The organism is Siminovitchia sp. FSL H7-0308 (genome assembly GCF_037980985.1).
In the GTDB taxonomy this organism is placed as follows: domain Bacteria; phylum Bacillota; class Bacilli; order Bacillales; family Bacillaceae_C; genus Siminovitchia; species Siminovitchia thermophila.
In genome coordinates this window covers 1887312-1903973 of sequence record NZ_CP150282.1, presented here as the reverse complement: position 1 = coordinate 1903973, position 16662 = coordinate 1887312, and the positions used below count along the sequence as shown (strand labels likewise).

The 16662-nt window shown below is 43.1% G+C and carries 15 protein-coding genes; 12 read left to right on the top strand and 3 right to left on the bottom strand.

The window, feature by feature from the left end; all coding sequences use genetic code 11:
* Positions 1-6 precede the first annotated feature (6 nt).
* Both MHB50_RS09070 and MHB50_RS09065 read left to right on the top strand, forming a co-directional pair.
* Positions 7-153, top strand: a complete 147-nt coding sequence (locus MHB50_RS09070) for a hypothetical protein (protein WP_171974007.1) — start codon at positions 7-9, stop codon at positions 151-153.
* A 192-nt stretch (positions 154-345) separates the two neighbouring features.
* Positions 346-906 (top strand): YitT family protein, encoded by a 561-nt coding sequence (locus tag MHB50_RS09065; RefSeq protein ID WP_340085318.1) that lies wholly within the window; start codon positions 346-348, stop codon positions 904-906.
* Positions 907-954: 48 nt separating this feature from the next.
* Here the strand turns inward: MHB50_RS09065 and MHB50_RS09060 are convergent, their stop codons facing one another.
* Together MHB50_RS09060 and MHB50_RS09055 are read right to left on the bottom strand one after the other, a co-directional pair.
* Positions 955-1506 (bottom strand): histidine phosphatase family protein, encoded by a 552-nt coding sequence (locus MHB50_RS09060; RefSeq protein WP_077113480.1) that lies wholly within the window; start codon positions 1504-1506, stop codon positions 955-957.
* Complete coding sequence (locus MHB50_RS09055; protein ID WP_340085165.1) at positions 1488-2258, bottom strand: phosphosulfolactate synthase; 771 nt, start codon at positions 2256-2258, stop codon at positions 1488-1490. The genes MHB50_RS09060 and MHB50_RS09055 overlap by 19 nt, the downstream gene beginning before the upstream one ends.
* 161 nt (positions 2259-2419) lie before the next feature.
* Between MHB50_RS09055 and MHB50_RS09050 the strand changes: the two genes are divergently transcribed.
* The 3 genes from MHB50_RS09050 (at position 2420) to MHB50_RS09040 (ending at position 5952) form a co-directional block, all read left to right on the top strand.
* Positions 2420-3664 (top strand): MFS transporter, encoded by a 1245-nt coding sequence (locus MHB50_RS09050; RefSeq protein ID WP_077113478.1) that lies wholly within the window; start codon positions 2420-2422, stop codon positions 3662-3664.
* 17 nt (positions 3665-3681) lie between these two features.
* Entirely contained in the window at positions 3682-3978 is a 297-nt protein-coding gene (locus tag MHB50_RS09045) for a hypothetical protein (RefSeq protein ID WP_339163312.1), read from the top strand.
* A 135-nt stretch (positions 3979-4113) separates the two neighbouring features.
* The gene (locus tag MHB50_RS09040; protein ID WP_340085164.1) at positions 4114-5952 is read left to right on the top strand and encodes a pyruvate kinase; all 1839 of its coding nucleotides are present in this window, start codon (positions 4114-4116) and stop codon (positions 5950-5952) included.
* Positions 5953-6263: 311 nt separating this feature from the next.
* On the opposite strand, the gene MHB50_RS09035 is transcribed toward MHB50_RS09040, so the two are convergent.
* Positions 6264-6914, bottom strand: coding sequence for a GntR family transcriptional regulator (locus MHB50_RS09035; RefSeq protein ID WP_077113476.1), 651 nt, complete (start codon positions 6912-6914; stop codon positions 6264-6266).
* A gap of 325 nt (positions 6915-7239) precedes the next feature.
* Between MHB50_RS09035 and MHB50_RS09030 the strand changes: the two genes are divergently transcribed.
* The 7 genes from MHB50_RS09030 (at position 7240) to MHB50_RS09000 (ending at position 16563) form a co-directional block, all read left to right on the top strand.
* The gene (locus tag MHB50_RS09030) at positions 7240-8445 is read left to right on the top strand and encodes a CoA transferase (RefSeq protein ID WP_077113475.1); all 1206 of its coding nucleotides are present in this window, start codon (positions 7240-7242) and stop codon (positions 8443-8445) included.
* Positions 8446-8537: 92 nt separating this feature from the next.
* The gene (locus MHB50_RS09025; protein WP_077113474.1) at positions 8538-8792 is read left to right on the top strand and encodes a hypothetical protein; all 255 of its coding nucleotides are present in this window, start codon (positions 8538-8540) and stop codon (positions 8790-8792) included.
* A complete protein-coding gene (locus MHB50_RS09020) occupies positions 8789-10297 on the top strand; it encodes a sodium:solute symporter family protein (protein WP_340085163.1) in 1509 nt (502 codons plus the stop codon). The genes MHB50_RS09025 and MHB50_RS09020 overlap by 4 nt, the downstream gene beginning before the upstream one ends.
* 35 nt (positions 10298-10332) lie before the next feature.
* On the top strand, positions 10333-11583 hold the full coding sequence (locus MHB50_RS09015) for an MFS transporter (RefSeq protein WP_077113472.1): 1251 nt from the start codon (positions 10333-10335) through the stop codon (positions 11581-11583).
* Positions 11584-12487: 904 nt separating this feature from the next.
* Positions 12488-13696 carry a YbfB/YjiJ family MFS transporter gene (locus MHB50_RS09010; RefSeq protein WP_077113471.1) on the top strand — a complete coding sequence of 403 codons (1209 nt, stop codon included), beginning with the start codon at positions 12488-12490 and terminating at the stop codon, positions 13694-13696.
* Positions 13697-13828: 132 nt separating this feature from the next.
* Positions 13829-14896, top strand: coding sequence for a 23S rRNA (adenine(2503)-C(2))-methyltransferase RlmN (rlmN, locus tag MHB50_RS09005; protein ID WP_171974006.1), 1068 nt, complete (start codon positions 13829-13831; stop codon positions 14894-14896).
* Positions 14897-15003: 107 nt separating this feature from the next.
* Positions 15004-16563, top strand: coding sequence for a bifunctional ADP-dependent NAD(P)H-hydrate dehydratase/NAD(P)H-hydrate epimerase (locus MHB50_RS09000; RefSeq protein WP_077113469.1), 1560 nt, complete (start codon positions 15004-15006; stop codon positions 16561-16563).
* The last annotated feature ends 99 nt before the right edge of the window (positions 16564-16662 follow it).

Genomic DNA, 16662 nt, shown 5'->3' with positions numbered 1-16662 from the left:
TTTTTTATGAAACGTAAGGCGGGTAGTGAAAAGCAAACAAGCAAACAACCATTTCACCATGACGACGCGACAACAAACACTAAAAGAAAAAACCGCAAGTCTGTCCAATCTGAGAGGATGCGCTACAAAAACGCCGATGATGTATATGAATAAGAAAAGCCGTAAGATTTCCTCGATGTTTCATAATCTTCTTACTTGCTCATAAAATGGACAAGGAAGGAAATTTTTTCGGAGGGGAAACGATGTGGAAGATATAAATGTCCGTTTAAAAGGTAATGACCACTTCTTATGAGACGTCTATTCCTAACATATGCTTGTTTATTTGGCGGCGCTTTTTTGCAAGGGATGTCCATGTCCATCTTTCTTTTTCCACATTCTATTCCTTCCGGAGGGGCAGCCGGCATAGCGTTGTTATTGAATCACTGGTTTGATTTAACACTCGGATTTTCTCTATGGCTCGCCAATGCCGTATTTTTGTTGTTTGCCTTAAATTATTTTGGTTATACATGGACGTTTCGAACGATCCTTTCTGTTGCCACGACCTCAGCGACCATCAGTGTTTTAACAGCCCAAGTCACTTTTCCCCACGGGCATATTGTAATCGATCTATTAGCTGGCAGCTTGTTTTTTGGATTGGGAGTGGGGCTGCTGATCAGGGCGGGGACATCGAGCGGAGGAATGGTTATACCGGCACTCATGATTGCCTTTCATAAAAACTGGAGCCCTGGAAAAGTGATGATGTGTATTAATTTGGGCATTTTTTTGCTTACATCGCTCGTGATAGATTATAAGATTGTCATTTTTGCGATTGTCTGTCAATTGATATCCACAAACATCATTGATTTTATATACGGGCTGAACTTTCACAAAATGTTGGCTTTAACCCCCTATTGGAGAAAAAAATAAAAAGCTGGGCTGGAACATGGACACTCGCGTGTAAAAAAGAAGGAGATCTTAAAAGATCCCCAATGTCCGATGATTGAAATTGAGCGTCATAAACTCATTATTATCAAAAGATATTTTGTTCATTTCTTTTATATCTCCGGTATTATAGTACGAAATCAAAGCTCGCGCCCATGAACCGTGGCCAAAAATCAACACGTTTTTTTGATTTTTATATTTTTCCAAACATAATTCAATTCGTTGTTTTAGATCATTCAATGATTCCCCCAATTGAATCTCTTTCGGATTGCTGGTCCATCTATCGCCAAAGGTTTCAAATAATATAGATTTATGCATACCTTCAAATGGACCGAAATCCAATTCATCCAGCAACGGGTCAATGGTGGGGCGATAACCGTATTGCTCGGCTGTTTGAACTGTTCGTTGCAATGTGCTGGCCAGCACTTTACTAAACGGTCCGAGCCGAGAAAGGCTTCTTTGGTTTTTGGCAATTTGTCTTTGTACTTCCCGTGTTACCGGTGCGATGGGTATATCTCGTCTGCCTTGCAGCTTCCCCAGTGTATTCCATTCAGTGGGAAGATGCCTTAAAATGTTAACTTGCATGCACGCTCCTCCACATAAAATGTTTCACAACGCAGCCCGCAGCGTTGCGCCTCCAGAACCAAGACATCCGCAGGTTTCACATTCCCCAAGTTGACATTCGGACCAATTTCATTTATAAAATACATTTGATGCTTGGGCAAGGGAGCTTCAAAAATAATCTTTTTGCTGTCAATTTCTTTTAGCAACTCTTGAATCAAATAAGATTTAATATCCCCGCTTTTTTCGTAAATTCCCGATGTCCCCGAATCCCTTCCTTCTGTAATCACATAGTCGCAGCCTGCCTCTAATAATTGCGCCATTTCCATTTTCCAGTCACATACCGACATTTCTTTATTCGCGTCTTTTGAACCGACTTCGGCAATAATGTGGAATTCTTCTTCCAATTCTTGGATGAGGCGCAGCCTGTCTTGAAGCGGAATATCGATCGTTCCGTTAGATATTTCAATCCAGTGAATACCCAATTCTTTTAAATAAGAAGCATATTCGGGGATTTTATGTTGTACAAAACATTTTTCGAACAATGTCCCTCCACAGTAAACATCGATTTCATATTGTTGATAAAGATTTATTTTTTTCTTGATGTTGGGAGTAATATAGGCCGAGCCGATTGCCAACTTGGCGGTATCAATGAATTGTCCGAAATCCGCCAATATGTTTTCCAGTTCTCCAGTGGGTATTCCAAAATCAGCTATGGATGTAATGCCATAGGTTCTTTTTCCTGAAGTTCTTACAGGTAAAGATAGAAACTCCATTGGTAGCGCCTCCTCCGTAATTCTAGGATAGGATATTCAAAATATGGTTGAACGTGTATATCATTATGTGGTGATGGGACATTGGCCGTCTGCATAAAAAGAAAGCGGAAATCAAATAATAACCGGGACAATTTTTTTCGCCAAAGCGAGGGACAATGAAAATGCCTGAGAAAAGAAACAAGGGGTTGACCATCCTTGCCATCAGTTCAATCCCGCTTATTTTAGTCCTAGGGAATTCCATGTTAATACCTATTCTGCCCAAGATGAAAGCAGAACTGGATATTTCACAATTTAAAGTCAGCCTTGTCATTACTGTCTTTTCCATGGCGGCAGCCATCGCGATTCCGGTATTGGGCTATTTATCTGACCGATTCAGCCGAAAAGCCGTTATCATCCCGGCCCTGATCTTATATGGAAGCGGGGGAATTTTAGCCGGTGCCGCATCAGCCTGGTTTTCCAATGCGTACATATGGGTACTGGCGGGCCGGGTAATGCAAGGGGTCGGGGCAGCAGGAACGGCGCCCATTGCGATGGCATTGACGGGAGATCTGTTTAAGGGCGGGGAACAAAGCAAGGTCTTGGGGCTGGTGGAAGCATCCAACGGGTTTGGCAAAGTGATTAGCCCGATTCTTGGCTCTTTGTTGGCACTCATTATTTGGTATGCAGCCTTTTTTGCTTTCCCGATTTTCTGTCTCATTTCCATACTATTAACCATTTTCTTTGTCAAAGAAAAGAAGAAGGAAGAAAAACCCCCTTCAGCAGGAACATATGTGAAGGGATTATTGTCTGTTTTCAAAACGGAAGGGCGCTGGTTGTTTGTTGCTTACTTTGCAGGGGCAGCCTGCCTGTTTACACTATTTGGCATTTTATTTTATATTTCAGATATTCTTGAAAAGGATTATGACATTAACGGCTTGTTAAAAGGCGGGATTTTGGCGATTCCCTTATTGTTTATGACAACAACCTCTTATTTTACGGGAAGCAAAATTGGCAAAAAGATGAAGTTGATGAAGACTCTTATTGTCATCGGCCTTATTTTAATGACCGCTTCTTTTTCTACACTGATTTTTTTTAAAAGCTTGATTCCCTTTTTCTCTATTCTCGTGTTTAGCAGTATCGGAACCGGACTTGTCCTTCCCTGCATCAACAGCTTTATTACCGGATCGGTGTCAGCCAATCGGAGAGGGTTTGTCACGTCATTGTATGGCTCAGTCAGATTTTTGGGCGTGGCGGTCGGACCTCCCGTGTACAGTGCCTTAATGGATTGGTCACGGACGGGAATGTTTTTAACAACGGCTGGTTTAACGCTATTTGCGGCCATACTTTGCCTGTTTTTCATCAGAGTGGGGAAAAAAGAGACTTCCAACAAACGGGATACGCTGTTTGAACAATTAAAGTTTACGTAAAGGAGTATGTATGCCAGATGGAAATTTATTTTTCACCGGAGATTATGACACCCCATTTTCAAGTGTTAAATGTTGTGGATTCAAAAGAACGCGCCGTCGGAAATGTTGCTTTTTTATTTGCTGAAAAAAAAATGTACGTATACGGCATTCTGGAGGAAGAAGGTGTGGAAGCAGACTTTAAAGATTTGCTTACACCGTATCTAAAAGGCATGATGAAAGCACAAGAAGGATTGGATCTGTTTTCCTGCATTTATGTTGGATGTAAAAAAGTGAAAATGAACGAAGAAGGCGCAGAAGGGGATAACGGACAGTGAATACATTCATAGAGGCCAAAAAAAGCCTCTTTTTTTGTTTGTCATTTGCAGAAGGATAAAGGACAACATTCGAAAAGCATATGATGTAAATAGGATGTCGTTAGACAGGGAAATCGTCTGGAGGTGATATGAACAATGACCGATCTGGCAAGCCGCATCCAATCTCTGTATGAACAAGTGGTGACCGAAGTGGAACGTGCTGTTGCCCAGTATCCGGTACGCCAAGGTGAAAAAAGCAGGAACAACTTATTGGCATACCATGCTCTTCAAAAGCATCCGATCAATGATTTGGAAATGCTTTTAAAGGAGCGTGGACTTTCATCTGTTCGGGAGTCACTGCCTCATATCATGTATACGTTACAAAAAATAATGGAAAATCTGGGCGTGCATTTTTTACCTCCATCTCATCTTTCGGCTTTGTCACCGTTTGAGGCCAGACTGATTTCCCGTATCAGAACCGATCTCGCCCTTGGGAATATTGTCGGCGGCCGCCATACAAGAATTATGGTGACCCTTGATTCGCGAATGCTTGATCAACCATCCATAATGGACCATTTATTAATCAATGGAATGGAAATTGCCCGGATTAATTGTGCCCATGATCATCCGGACATTTGGGAGTCGCTCATACAAATGGTTCGGGAATCTGAACAAAGGCTTCACATTCCATGCAAAATATATATGGACTTAGCAGGGCCCAAAGTGAGACTGGGAGCTTTTCATAAAGAAAAAAAGCCATTAAAAATACAGGTTCCTACAGACCTATCTGGAAAATGGAAGGAAGTTTCTGGTTTTCTTGATCTATCCGCCCCGGAATCGAAGGTGATGAAAGGAATAGATGGCCAAAATACTTTCGTGTTGGCTGTAAGAAATAAGGATATGTTCAAAGAAGCGCAAAAGGGAGATGACATTTTTTTTCGTGATGTTAAAAATCGGCCGCGAACACTCAAAATTGATGAATGTGTCAGTCACAGCCGCATGAAAGTTACGGTGGATCAAACATCACTGATTGATGAACATGTTGTTTTTCAACATAAAGCAGGCAAGTTTTCGATTCATTCCATTAATCCCAGTCCTGTTGACATAAAAGTAAAAAGAGGAGACATATTGCGATTGTATCTGAATGAGGCACGTCCTGGACACGCGGCAACCGAACATGAACCCGCCGGCGTTCCCGTCACATTGCCAAAAGCGTTCCAAAATGTGCTGCCCGATGACCGAATTTTTATTGATGATGGCAAAATCAACGGTATTGTCCATCAAGTACAAAAAGATTTTATTGATGTGAAAATTCATTTTCCGACGATTGGCTATGCGAAAGTGAAAGAGGGGAAAGGGATTAATTTGCCGGATTCACTAGTGGATTTGAATGTGCCGGCCATTACGGAAAAAGACTTTCAAGATTTGCCGTTTATTGCCAAACACGCCGATATGGTTGGTATATCGTTTGTTCATCGACCCAATGACTTAATCAAACTTCGCAAGGAACTTGAACATCTTTCCGCGGACAACATAACAGTCATTGCAAAAATCGAAACAAAATCAGCTTTTCAGCACCTTGCCCGGATTATCATCGAAGGGTTAAACTTCCAGCGTTTCGCTGTAATGATCGCCAGGGGCGACTTGGTGATTGAAACCGGGCCCGAGCATTTATCTCATATACAGGATGAAATTTTGGCGATGTGTACTGCCGCGCATATTCCGGTGATATGGGCTACAGGAATCTTGGAACGATTGACGAAGAAGGGCATCCCGGCCCGTTCGGAAATAACAGACGCTTCTTACGGAAAGCGGGCGGATGCAGTGATGTTAAATAAAGGTCCCTATATTATACAATCGGTCAAATTGCTTGATCGGTTGTTGCAAACGGGCGATGAATTCATTTCAGGCAGCCCATACCGTCAGGCGTGGCACCAGCCGGGGCTTTTTATTCCCTCATTTCGGAAAAAGCTGCCTGTTCGGCAACATATGTAAAACGGCCACATTGTTCTCGGTGTGGCTTCCAACTACCACAAGGTAAAAACGCTTGTATGTAATGCGTGTTCAAGACCTGACCGGCTTAAAACGAGGCCGGCATATGTGTAACTCCGTTTCCCCTTGGAACAAGCTTCATCACTTCTGGCATCGGTCATTTGTGGAACGACTTTAGGATTGACAAATGAAACCGCTTCGAATTTTTGATTCCAACATTGATTAGTGTAGAAATGAACTGAACTTCTTGCTTGGTTTTTTGAATGCCATCATGAGGTCCAACTTCACAAATTCGAATCATATAAACGTTCCTTTCACTTTTCCATTGAATTATTTTCCAAAAAGGTCAACACATGATCGCGCGCCCCGTAAACATGCTCCTGCATGGCGGATTTTGCCCTTTCAAATTCCTGGTTTCGAATGGCTTCCATAATGGTGTTATGGACTTCATACGAACGGTATAGTTGACGGTCATGATACGAGTAGAAAGAGCGGAAAACGAGTGGGACGACAACGACTTTTGCCAAGTGAAAACCCAAGTGTTCATTTTTCGCCGCTGATAGGATGGCTTGATGAAATTGTTTATTAGCTTGAACAATTTTCTTAATGCTGGAAATATCCGCCTCTGTATATTGGTCAATTGCTTTTTTGTATAAAGAATTGGATTCTTTCATTTTCCATAAATCTTCATCTGAACGGTAGAATGCGGCTTCGCTCGCAACATAGCTTTCCAAAAGAGCCCGTAAATCATAGATTTGGCGAATATCATCTTTGGTAAATGTTCGAACAATGACACCACGTTTGAGAGGGGTGACTAAACCATCATTTTCCAATTTTTTAATGGCTTCACGAATAGGAGTCCGGCTGACATGATATTCTTCGGCCAATGCCTCCTCGGTTAATCTTTTACCCGGTTCAAACCTGCCCGTTATAATGGCATCTTTTATTAGGTTGTAAGGTTCCATTCCGACACCTCGCCATTGCTGTAGATAAACCTTATTGTATACAATGAGAAAACAGACATCAAATTTTAATGGTAAACACTTCTCATTTTTAACGAAATAAAACAGTTGTGATGATTATATAAGCTGTTTATCTGAAAATTTACATATTACAAAAAATAGCATTGCTGGTTTGTATACAAACTGCTATGATAAGTGAAATAGAGAATAAGTAGTGCAGCAATCCTGTTACGCCCCGAAAGACCCCGGATGTTCATGACAAGCAGAAATGTGTCGATACCGCTGTGTTTAACGAGCATCAAACATGATAAAAATGGAGGTTTATGAAATGAAGAGTGAAGATAGGTTGCCTTTGGAAGGGATACGGGTACTAGAATTGGGGACACTGCTTGCCGGTCCGTTTACAGGCCGGTTACTCGGAGATTTTGGTGCAGAAGTAGTCAAAATCGAAGCTCCAGACAAAGAAGATCCGATGAGAATATGGGGAAAACAAAAAGATGGACACGGATTATGGTGGCCGATTCAATCACGAAATAAAAAATCAATTACACTCAATTTAAGGGTTGAAGAGGGACAAGAAATCTTTAAAGAACTAGTGGAAAAGTCGGATATTATCATTGAAAATTTTCGGCCTGGAACGATGGAAAGATGGAATTTATCATATGAGGTTTTATCCGAAATCAATCCAGGAATTATTATGGCTCGCACATCCGGATTCGGACAAACGGGTCCTTATAAGGGTCGGGCGGGGTTTGGAAGCGTGGGTGAGGCGATGGGCGGGCTTCGCTATGTAACAGGCTTTCCTGATCGGCCGCCTACAAGAGTGGGGATTTCTATAGGTGACACACTGGCGGCATTATATGCCACAATCGGAAGTCTGATCGCCCTGCAAGAACGACAGCGTTCCGGGAAAGGACAAGTTGTGGACACGGCTTTGTATGAAGCTGTTTTTTCTGTAATGGAAAGTGTAATTCCGGACTATTTGCTGGCTGGCCATGTTCGTGAACGCACGGGAAATATTTTACCCGGCATTGCGCCCTCCAATATTTATGCGACGAAAGACGGAACGTATATTGTCATGGGCGCGAATGCGGATGGGGTATTTCGCAGGCTTGCCGAAGCAATGGGAACTCCGGAACTGGCCGCGGACTCAAAATTTGCGACACATGCTGCGCGCGGACAAAATATGAAAGAACTCGATTTTAGGATTGAACAGTGGACAAAAACAATGTCGGCAAGTGAAGCTCTTGAAATATTGGCTGAAAAGGGTGTGCCTTCCGGATTGATTTATTCGGCAAAAGACATAGTGCAAGATCCGCAATATAAGGCGAGAGAAATGATCATTGATGTGGACCACCCGGTGCTGGGAAAGTTTCCTATGCCGGGGATCGTCCCAAAGCTTGGAAGAACTCCGGGGAAGGTGAAACATCCCGGCTCTGAAGTGAGGGGCAAGCATAATCAAGAAATATACAAGGGTTTACTTGATTATAGTGAGGAAAAACTTCACGAATTAATGAAAAAAACAATTATATAATGGTCTGTCATTGGCTAAGGAGGGAGGGGGAAAATCGCTTTAATTTTTAAGTCTGTCATATAGGGTTGTAATAGAAAAGAAAGGGGATAGATATGAGAAAAGTCCAAATCAAAGAACCCATCAAAAAAAAGTGGATTTGGATTGTGCTGGTGCTGATCTTGCTTGGGGGTGTGCCGTGGTATTTGCCGACTGGCTCCATTGAACCGTTTATTCTTGGTTTTCCTTTTTGGGCATTTATTTCCGCAGTCTTTGCGATCATTCTATCTTTTTATTTAAGCTGGCTATGTTTGAATGAATGGCATATTGTCGAAGACATCGAAGAAAAGGAAAAGGAGTTGAAGGAATGAGTCTTACGTTTTCCGGTACGGATGGCATTATTATTCTTGTTGTTTACGCACTTATTATGTTGCTGATCGGATATTGGTCAGGACGTGGAGAAAAGGATTTACATAATAGTTTAAGCGGTTACTATTTGGCTGGAAAAAATCTTGGGATTATAGCCCTTTTCTTCACCCTTTATGCCACACAATACAGTGGGAATACGGTGGTTGGTTATGCCCCAACTGCGTACCGGACAGGGTTTTCATGGCTACAATCGGTGCCGTTCATGACGATTATTATCGGGGTGTACTTGCTTTTCGCACCAAGGCTGTATGTGATTTCAAAAAGAGAGAACTTTGTTACTCCTACGGATTGGATCGATTATCGCTTTCGTTCAAAAGCGGTTACATTGTTAAGCATTTTTCTCATGCTTTGGGGACTGGGCAATTATTTGCTTGAGCAACTAGTGGCCATTGGACAAGCGGTGTCGGGTCTGACAGGGGGAACCATACCGTATCAAATTGCCGTCGTTGCTTTCGTTTTCGTCATGTTAACTTACGAGTGGCTAGGAGGAATGAAAGCGGTCGCGTTCACGGATGTGATGCAAGGTATCGTCTTAATGGCAGGTATTATCACTTTACTTGCAGGGTCATTATATTTAGTTGGCGGTGATTTTGTCAGCACGACTAAAATGATCGCAGAAACGGAACCGGCCAAAGTTGGTGTTCCCGACATGATGACATTGATAAATTGGTTTAGTATGTTTCTGTTGATTGGATTTGGAGCGGCGATTTATCCCCATGCGGTTCAGCGAATTTATTCCGCGGAAAGTGAACGTACTCTAAAGCGTTCTTTTGCGCGAATGGCTTGGATGCCTCCGATTACGACCGGCTTGGTCTTTATTGTCGGAATTATAGGAATTGCCCTCTTTCCAGGGCTTGACAGGGATGGATCCGAACAGTTAATCGGAATGATTGCCAATGAAGTTGCCGCTATTAATGGGTTATATTATTGGTTGATGGTTCTCTTTTTTGGAGGGATTGTTGCTGCGATTGTTTCAACCGCAGACTCGGTATTATTAAGCTTTTCTTCGCTTATTTCAAATGACATATATGGAAAATTCATTAACAACCAGGCATCTGAACGGAAAAAAGTACTGGTCGGAAAAATTGTTGGAATTATTGTAATTGTGGTCTTGCTTTGGATTGCATGGTATCCGCCAGCTACACTGTATGAGATTTTTGTGTTAAAATTTGAATTATTAGTTCAAGTTGCTCCGGCGTTTATCCTTGGCATTTATTGGAAACGAATGTCGGCCATGCCAGTTTTTTGGGGGATGCTGATCGGTGCCCTCGTTGCGGGCTTGATGACATTTACAGGACACAAAACGTTTATGGGCGTTCATGGCGGTGTGATTGGTCTGGCTATTAACTTTTTCATTGCGGTGATTGGCTCGTATATCGTTCCGCCAACGGCTGCAAAGCAAAAGAAGGTGGAAAATATGACATCACTTCACGTGAAATCTTCATGATCATAACTTATAAGTAAAAGAGATGAAACCTAATAATGAACATTTCGAGTTTTTCACAACAGTCAAATTACACATTGGAACCTTGGCGGATGCTCGGCTGGCTTTTTGCTGCACAGGTACTCGTTGCTTTCGTTGGAAGAAGTGTATCACCGCTGGGTGTGTTGATCGGCGAAGATTTATCACTTACGAAAGCGCAAATCGGGATGTTGCCCGCTGCTCTTTTTTTCGGACAAATGGCCGCCGCTATACCGGCCGGAATTGTGGCGGATCGCATTGATTCCCGCAAACTGCTGTTAATGTTGAGTCTCTGTCTGGGATGCGGATTTTTGCTTACAACCTTTACGTCTTCTTTTGTTTTGATCCTTCTATTAATTGCTTTGGGAGGCGTGGGATACGGCACAATCCATCCCACGTCAAATAAGGGAATTATTTATTGGTTTGATTCCAAAAAACGCGGCACGGCAATGGGCATTAAGCAAATGGGGGTAACGGCCGGCTCTGCGCTGGCGGCACTCGTTCTTTTGCCCATTGCGGGCACGTGGGGCTGGCGGACTGCCATCATTGGCGCAGCGGTTTTATTAATCTTCGTTGGCGTATTGTCGTTTCGTTTTTATCATGAACCGCCGAGCGTTGCGGAAAGAAACGGTTCGATGAACCGCGGCCATTTTTTATCCTCCCTTTTAAACATGTTTAAACATAAACCGCTATTGCTTGTCAGCCTGGGGGCTACTGGCTTGAATGGAAGCCAACTCATGTTAAATACATACATCGTCCTGTTCGCCTATCAAAAGCTTGGTATCAGCCTGTTTCTTTCCGGACTTCTGCTTGTCATTTCAGATGTGAGTGGTTCATTCGGGAGAATTGGGTGGGGGATCATTAGCGACCGATTATTTTATGGGAGAAGAATTATTATTTTGATGATCATTGCCTTGTTAACAGGTTGCGTTTCTCTGCTTGTGGCTTTCCTTCCCGCTGACACTCCTTTTTGGGTAATGGTTCCCGTTACGATAATGTTTGGCTTCTGTACATCAGGCTTTAACGGAATTTGGATGAATGCCGCAACTGAGCTTGTACCGAGGGAGCAAGCAGGTGCAGCCAGTGGCTTCAGCATTATGATTGGTTCATGGGGAACGGTCATAGGGCCGCCGCTTTTTGGTTTTATCGTTGATCAATCTGGAACGTTTTCGGCAGGATGGATCTTCCTTTCCTCCATCATGGTGTTTGTGTTTTTCACCCTGCTCTCTGCTAACATGCTAGTAAAAAAACACGGGATTAGTAGACAATAGTCCTGAACATAGATTTTAACGACGACGAATAATGAAAGCAACGTGCACAGAGCGTCTTCCAGTATCTGCGTCATATCGGCTCCCCAATGCGATGGGAACTATATTCGAAAAGCATTGACAAGCCATCTGCGGCAAGCCAGGGATAATGTAGCGCCATCAGATGTTGGAATGCTCCATGCGGATGGATCCCTGCTAGGAAAATGGCAGAAAGCAAGAATTTAACTGCCGTTGTCAGAACAGCTGCCTTTTACACGAGCTTAATAGATTGATAGCGGTTGCCATTTTCCTTTGCAAGCATAGCAGTCCGTATATTTGAGTCGCTTTAGAGAATCTTGCTTCATGATGTAAAATGACAAGGAAGACACAGATGTGAATGACATGACCGGAAAGTTGGGGAAAAGCCGCTTCATCAAGAAGCGCTTTTTTAATGGAGAGATTTTGCCCAAAAGGAGTTTTGGCGGAAAGTAAGAAAGACTCCCCATCATCGCTTGGAACAAGTGCCAGTGGTCTTTTAGGTGAACGGAACAGGGCTATAGATCAACACGATGGGGGCCGTCCAAAAAGTAACATTGCAGCTTGAAAACTAAAAAAAACAAACCCAAGATTCCCGTAAAATCAACATTCTTGGGTTTTACATTTTAATGCATTTGCTCTAATCTAAATTGGTCTTTTTAGACAGCCCCATCGTAGCTTGTGCACAACCAATGTGTCAACAAAAGCCAACTCAAAGATCACCAGGTTACCATAATTATTTTATGTAAACTAAAAAATGACGGTCAATTACCTTCTCATCCAAAAAAAATCCATTCACTTATTTGATTTTAACCATGGTATAATGAAGCAGAATTGTAAATCTATTTAGAAATATCGTTAAAATTTATTTTTTCAAAATAAGGCGGTGGGGATGCTGAAGAGCAGGATGTTATTGTTTGGGCTCGTCAGTATGTTTATTACAATCTGTACATCCGGTTTTGCGCGAATGTCATATGGCATCTTGATGCCATTTATGAAAGACAGCTTGTCATTGACGTATAAACAGGCAGGTATGTTGGGGACCTCCACGGCACTGGGGTATTTGGGCATGGTGCTTTTCGTTGGAATCATGACTTCAAAATGGGGATCTAAACGCCTCATTATTATCGGTACGTTTTTTGTCGCTGCCGGTCTTATGTATTTATATGTAGTCAATGATTTCCTCACGTCTTTAATCGGGATGGTTGTTTTGGGCGTTGGCACGGCTTTTGTATATACGCCGATGATAAATCTTCTTGTTGGCTGGTTTCCACAAAACAGGGGTGTGATGATCGGGTTCGCCATCAGCGGGATGGGGCTGGGTACGCTTATTTCCAGTATGCTCGTACCGCATTTTACTTCTTGGTTTGCGGATGATGGCTGGCGCTATCTTTGGTTATTATTTGGCATATTGTCCATCGCCATGGGGATTATCGGCGCAAAAACATTAGAGGATGCGCCGAATTCGGAAAACCAGCGGGATACAGGGGGTGTTTCTATTGTCCAGGACGTTTATTTCCATAAAGGAGTGCTATTGGTCGGCTTCATGTATGGACTTTTAGGATTTGCCTACCTTATCCCGCAAAGTTTTTTATTCAGTTATATAATGGAGTCGGGGATGAATCGTCATTCGGCTGGACAAATTATGGCATTGGGCGGATTGATGAGTATTGTCAGCGGTCCGTTATGGGGAGCCATTTCGGATAAAATCGGACGGAAAAGAGCACTTCTTATCAACCTTTTTATTGCCGGCATTTCCATTTTAATACCGATCTTTTTACCTGTTTTAAGTTGTTTTTTCATAAGCCAGTTTCTTTGGGGACTCACATTTATCGGCATGCTGTCCCTTTCCCAAGCTCTTTCAACGGAGCAAATAGATGAATTCTATGCACCGATCGCGCTAGGATATGTAACGATATTTTTCGGTGTCGGCCAGATTCTTGGCCCGGGACTGGGCGGAATCATTATAGATCGCTTTGGGAGCATTCCCGCAGCGCTTTGGCTATGTTTTGGATTAATCGCGGCAGCTTTTTTGTTGGGGACGAGATTGGCAAAAGCCGAAATTCGCGAATGGCAAAATGTGAAAGAGCATTCATCATAAATCACTGCGTACAAACCAATTTACATCATGATGGACATTGCAATCGGCGTTATCAAGCCAAATGATGGTTTTCTTTTCTTCATGAAAGTATTATAATAACAGCATTGGATTTTTTGAAAAGAGGTTTTTATCATGAAGGCATCCATATATGGAATGACGTTCGAACAGCTGGAGACTTGGCTGGCGGATCACGGTCAAAAAAAGTTTCGGGCGCAGCAAGTCTGGGACTGGTTGTACCGAAAACGCGTCAAAAGCTTTTCTCATATGAAAAACGTGAATAAAGATTGTATCCAATTACTCGAAGAGCACTTCACCATTCAGCCGCTGAAGCTCGCACTAAAGCAAGAATCCCAGGACGGCACGATCAAATTTTTGTTTGAGCTTGAAGATGGCAATTTGATTGAAACAGTGCTGATGAGTTTTCATTACGGTCTTTCTGTTTGTGTTACGACTCAAGTCGGCTGTAATATTGGCTGCAGCTTTTGTGCAAGTGGCTTGCTGAAAAAAAGCCGGGATTTAACGAGCGGCGAAATTGTTGGGCAAATCATGAAAGTACAGGAATTTCTTGATGATAGAGGGAAAGAGGAGAGAGTCAGCCACATCGTCGTCATGGGAATTGGCGAACCATTTGACAATTACAGTAATTTGATGAAATTTTTGCGCGTTGTCAATAATCCGAAAGGGCTGGCTATCGGCGCCAGGCATATCACCGTCTCAACTAGCGGTCTTGCTCACAAAATAGTTGATTTTGCGGACGAGAATTTGCAAGTAAATCTGGCGCTTTCTCTGCATGCGCCAAACGATGCATTAAGGTCACAAATCATGAAAATTAACAGGGCTTTTCCAATTAACAAGTTAATGCAAGCACTCGATTATTTTTTGGAAAAGACGAACCGAAGGGTAACGATCGAATATATCTTATTAAAGGATGTCAATGACACTGAAAAAGAAGCGCGCGAGCTGGCTGATCTTCTCGCAAAAAGGCGGCAGCTCACATATGTAAACTTGATCCCTTACAACCCGGTTGATGAACATGGCCAGTATCAAAGAAGTGAGCCTGAAGCCATTCGCACTTTTTTCGATACTTTGAAAAAGCGGGGCATCCACTGCGGTGTTCGCATGGAACAGGGTACGGACATTGATGCCGCATGTGGACAACTTCGCAGCAAGCAATTAAAAAAGAGAAAAAATGCCATTTAATCGTTGAGGACGGAAGCAGATTACGATGCTTCGTTCTTTTTTTTGGTGTTTATGTCTCGTAAACCCGTTACTGTGTTGTTTATAATGGGGATGAGGAGGGATGGGACATGTTTGTTGCTGGTCGAAGAGAAATGCAATTGATCGATCAATATGCGATAGAAAATCTTGGTCTTCCTGGGGCGGTATTGATGGAAAACGCAGGAGCGAAGGTTGCCGAAGAGGTGAGCAGTCACTTTTCGGACAAGAAAACCAAAGTGATTATTTTGGCCGGAGCCGGAAATAATGGCGGGGATGGATTTGTCGTTGCCCGCAGGCTTTTCGACATGGGCTATGCCCCTTGTTTATGGGTGCTTGTTGATCCGTCCCGTATCAAAGGGGACGCTGGGATACATTATGATGTGTTTGTCAATAGAGGGCTGCCAATCTTCTATTTGGAGAAACATTCCATTGCTGAACTGCGAAACATGATCAAACAGGCAGATGTCATTGTCGATGCCATTCTCGGCACTGGAGCGAAGGGGGCTGTAAGGGAGCCTTTTGATCAAGTGATTTCTCTCATAAATGAACAAGCTAGTGAAAAATGGATTTTATCAATTGATATTCCTTCAGGGGTCAATAGTGATAATGGACGGGTGGAAGGAATCGCCGTCAAGGCGACGAAGACGATTACATTTGTTTGTCCCAAGAAAGGATTTTTTCTTAGGGAAGGTCCGGCATATGTGGGGGAGTGGAAGGCTGTCGATATATCCATACCTCCATTGATTGCCGAAACATTGAAATTGGAGATGCCCAAAGTAATCACCCGTTCCCTGGCAGCACTTTCATTACCCGCCAGGCCGCAAACTGGTCATAAAGGCACATTTGGCCATGTCGTTGTGATAGGGGGATCACATTCCTATATAGGGGCGCCGATTTTTACGGCGAAAGCGGCACTTCACAGTGGTGCAGGGTTGGTGACGGCAGCTGTTCCCGAAAGTGTTTACCCATTAACAGCGGCTCAACTGCCAGAAGCTTTATTTTATCCGCTTGCCAGTGAGAATGGGCATTTTTCCGCCAAAGCGATTGAAGAGCTTGCATTAAAACTGGACGAATATGATGTAGCAGCCATCGGCCCGGGAATGGGCAGATTTCAAGACGGTGAACAATGGTTGGCAGCGCTCATGGACAAGTTCAGAGAACAGCCTATCATCATTGATGCAGACGCACTGACATTGCTGCGAGACCATTTACATTTGATGACATCTTATCCGGGACAAGTAATTTTTACACCCCACCCCGGGGAAATGGCCCGTTTATTACATACATCCATAAAAGAGGTGGAAACAAACCGTTTGGAAGTGGCTAAATCTTTTGCTCAAGAACATCGTCTGTATTTGCTGTTAAAAGGCCATCGTTCCATCATTGCGACACCAGCCGGCGATCTTTACATTAATCCTTACGGACATGACGCCCTTGGTAAGGGAGGCAGTGGAGACGTTTTGACCGGTCTGATTGCTTCTTTCTTGGCACAGGGGGCTCCACCGCTCGAGGCATTGATTTCGGCAAGCTTTCTTCACGCCAGGACAGCAGAGACAAAAGGGGATACATTGTCCCATTACGGAGTCACCCCGCTGGATTTGATTGCTGGCATAAAAGAATTGCTGAATGACATGGTAAAGTTGCGATAAAACGGAATGATAGAATCTTTTTACTAATCAATTTGATCAATATGAAGGGTGTGCCGAAAATCCGGCATACCATTGACAATAATTCGGCACATTTTTATT

Excerpts from the sequence above, each read along its gene's own strand:
- MHB50_RS09040 (WP_340085164.1), top strand. The coding sequence starts at position 4,114 with ATGACCGATCTGGCAAGCCGCATCCAATCTCTGTATGAACAAGTGGTG.
- MHB50_RS09050 (WP_077113478.1), top strand. The coding sequence starts at position 2,420 with ATGCCTGAGAAAAGAAACAAGGGGTTGACCATCCTTGCCATCAGTTCA.
- MHB50_RS09045 (WP_339163312.1), top strand. The coding sequence starts at position 3,682 with ATGGAAATTTATTTTTCACCGGAGATTATGACACCCCATTTTCAAGTG.
- MHB50_RS09020 (WP_340085163.1), top strand. The coding sequence starts at position 8,789 with ATGAGTCTTACGTTTTCCGGTACGGATGGCATTATTATTCTTGTTGTT.
- MHB50_RS09060 (WP_077113480.1), bottom strand. The coding sequence starts at position 1,506 with ATGCAAGTTAACATTTTAAGGCATCTTCCCACTGAATGGAATACACTG.
- MHB50_RS09065 (WP_340085318.1), top strand. The coding sequence starts at position 346 with ATGTCCATGTCCATCTTTCTTTTTCCACATTCTATTCCTTCCGGAGGG.
- MHB50_RS09010 (WP_077113471.1), top strand. The coding sequence starts at position 12,488 with ATGCTGAAGAGCAGGATGTTATTGTTTGGGCTCGTCAGTATGTTTATT.
- MHB50_RS09035 (WP_077113476.1), bottom strand. The coding sequence starts at position 6,914 with ATGGAACCTTACAACCTAATAAAAGATGCCATTATAACGGGCAGGTTT.
- rlmN (WP_171974006.1), top strand. The coding sequence starts at position 13,829 with ATGAAGGCATCCATATATGGAATGACGTTCGAACAGCTGGAGACTTGG.
- MHB50_RS09015 (WP_077113472.1), top strand. The coding sequence starts at position 10,333 with ATGAACATTTCGAGTTTTTCACAACAGTCAAATTACACATTGGAACCT.
- MHB50_RS09000 (WP_077113469.1), top strand. The coding sequence starts at position 15,004 with ATGTTTGTTGCTGGTCGAAGAGAAATGCAATTGATCGATCAATATGCG.
- MHB50_RS09070 (WP_171974007.1), top strand. The coding sequence starts at position 7 with ATGAAACGTAAGGCGGGTAGTGAAAAGCAAACAAGCAAACAACCATTT.
- MHB50_RS09030 (WP_077113475.1), top strand. The coding sequence starts at position 7,240 with ATGAAGAGTGAAGATAGGTTGCCTTTGGAAGGGATACGGGTACTAGAA.
- MHB50_RS09025 (WP_077113474.1), top strand. The coding sequence starts at position 8,538 with ATGAGAAAAGTCCAAATCAAAGAACCCATCAAAAAAAAGTGGATTTGG.
- MHB50_RS09055 (WP_340085165.1), bottom strand. The coding sequence starts at position 2,258 with ATGGAGTTTCTATCTTTACCTGTAAGAACTTCAGGAAAAAGAACCTAT.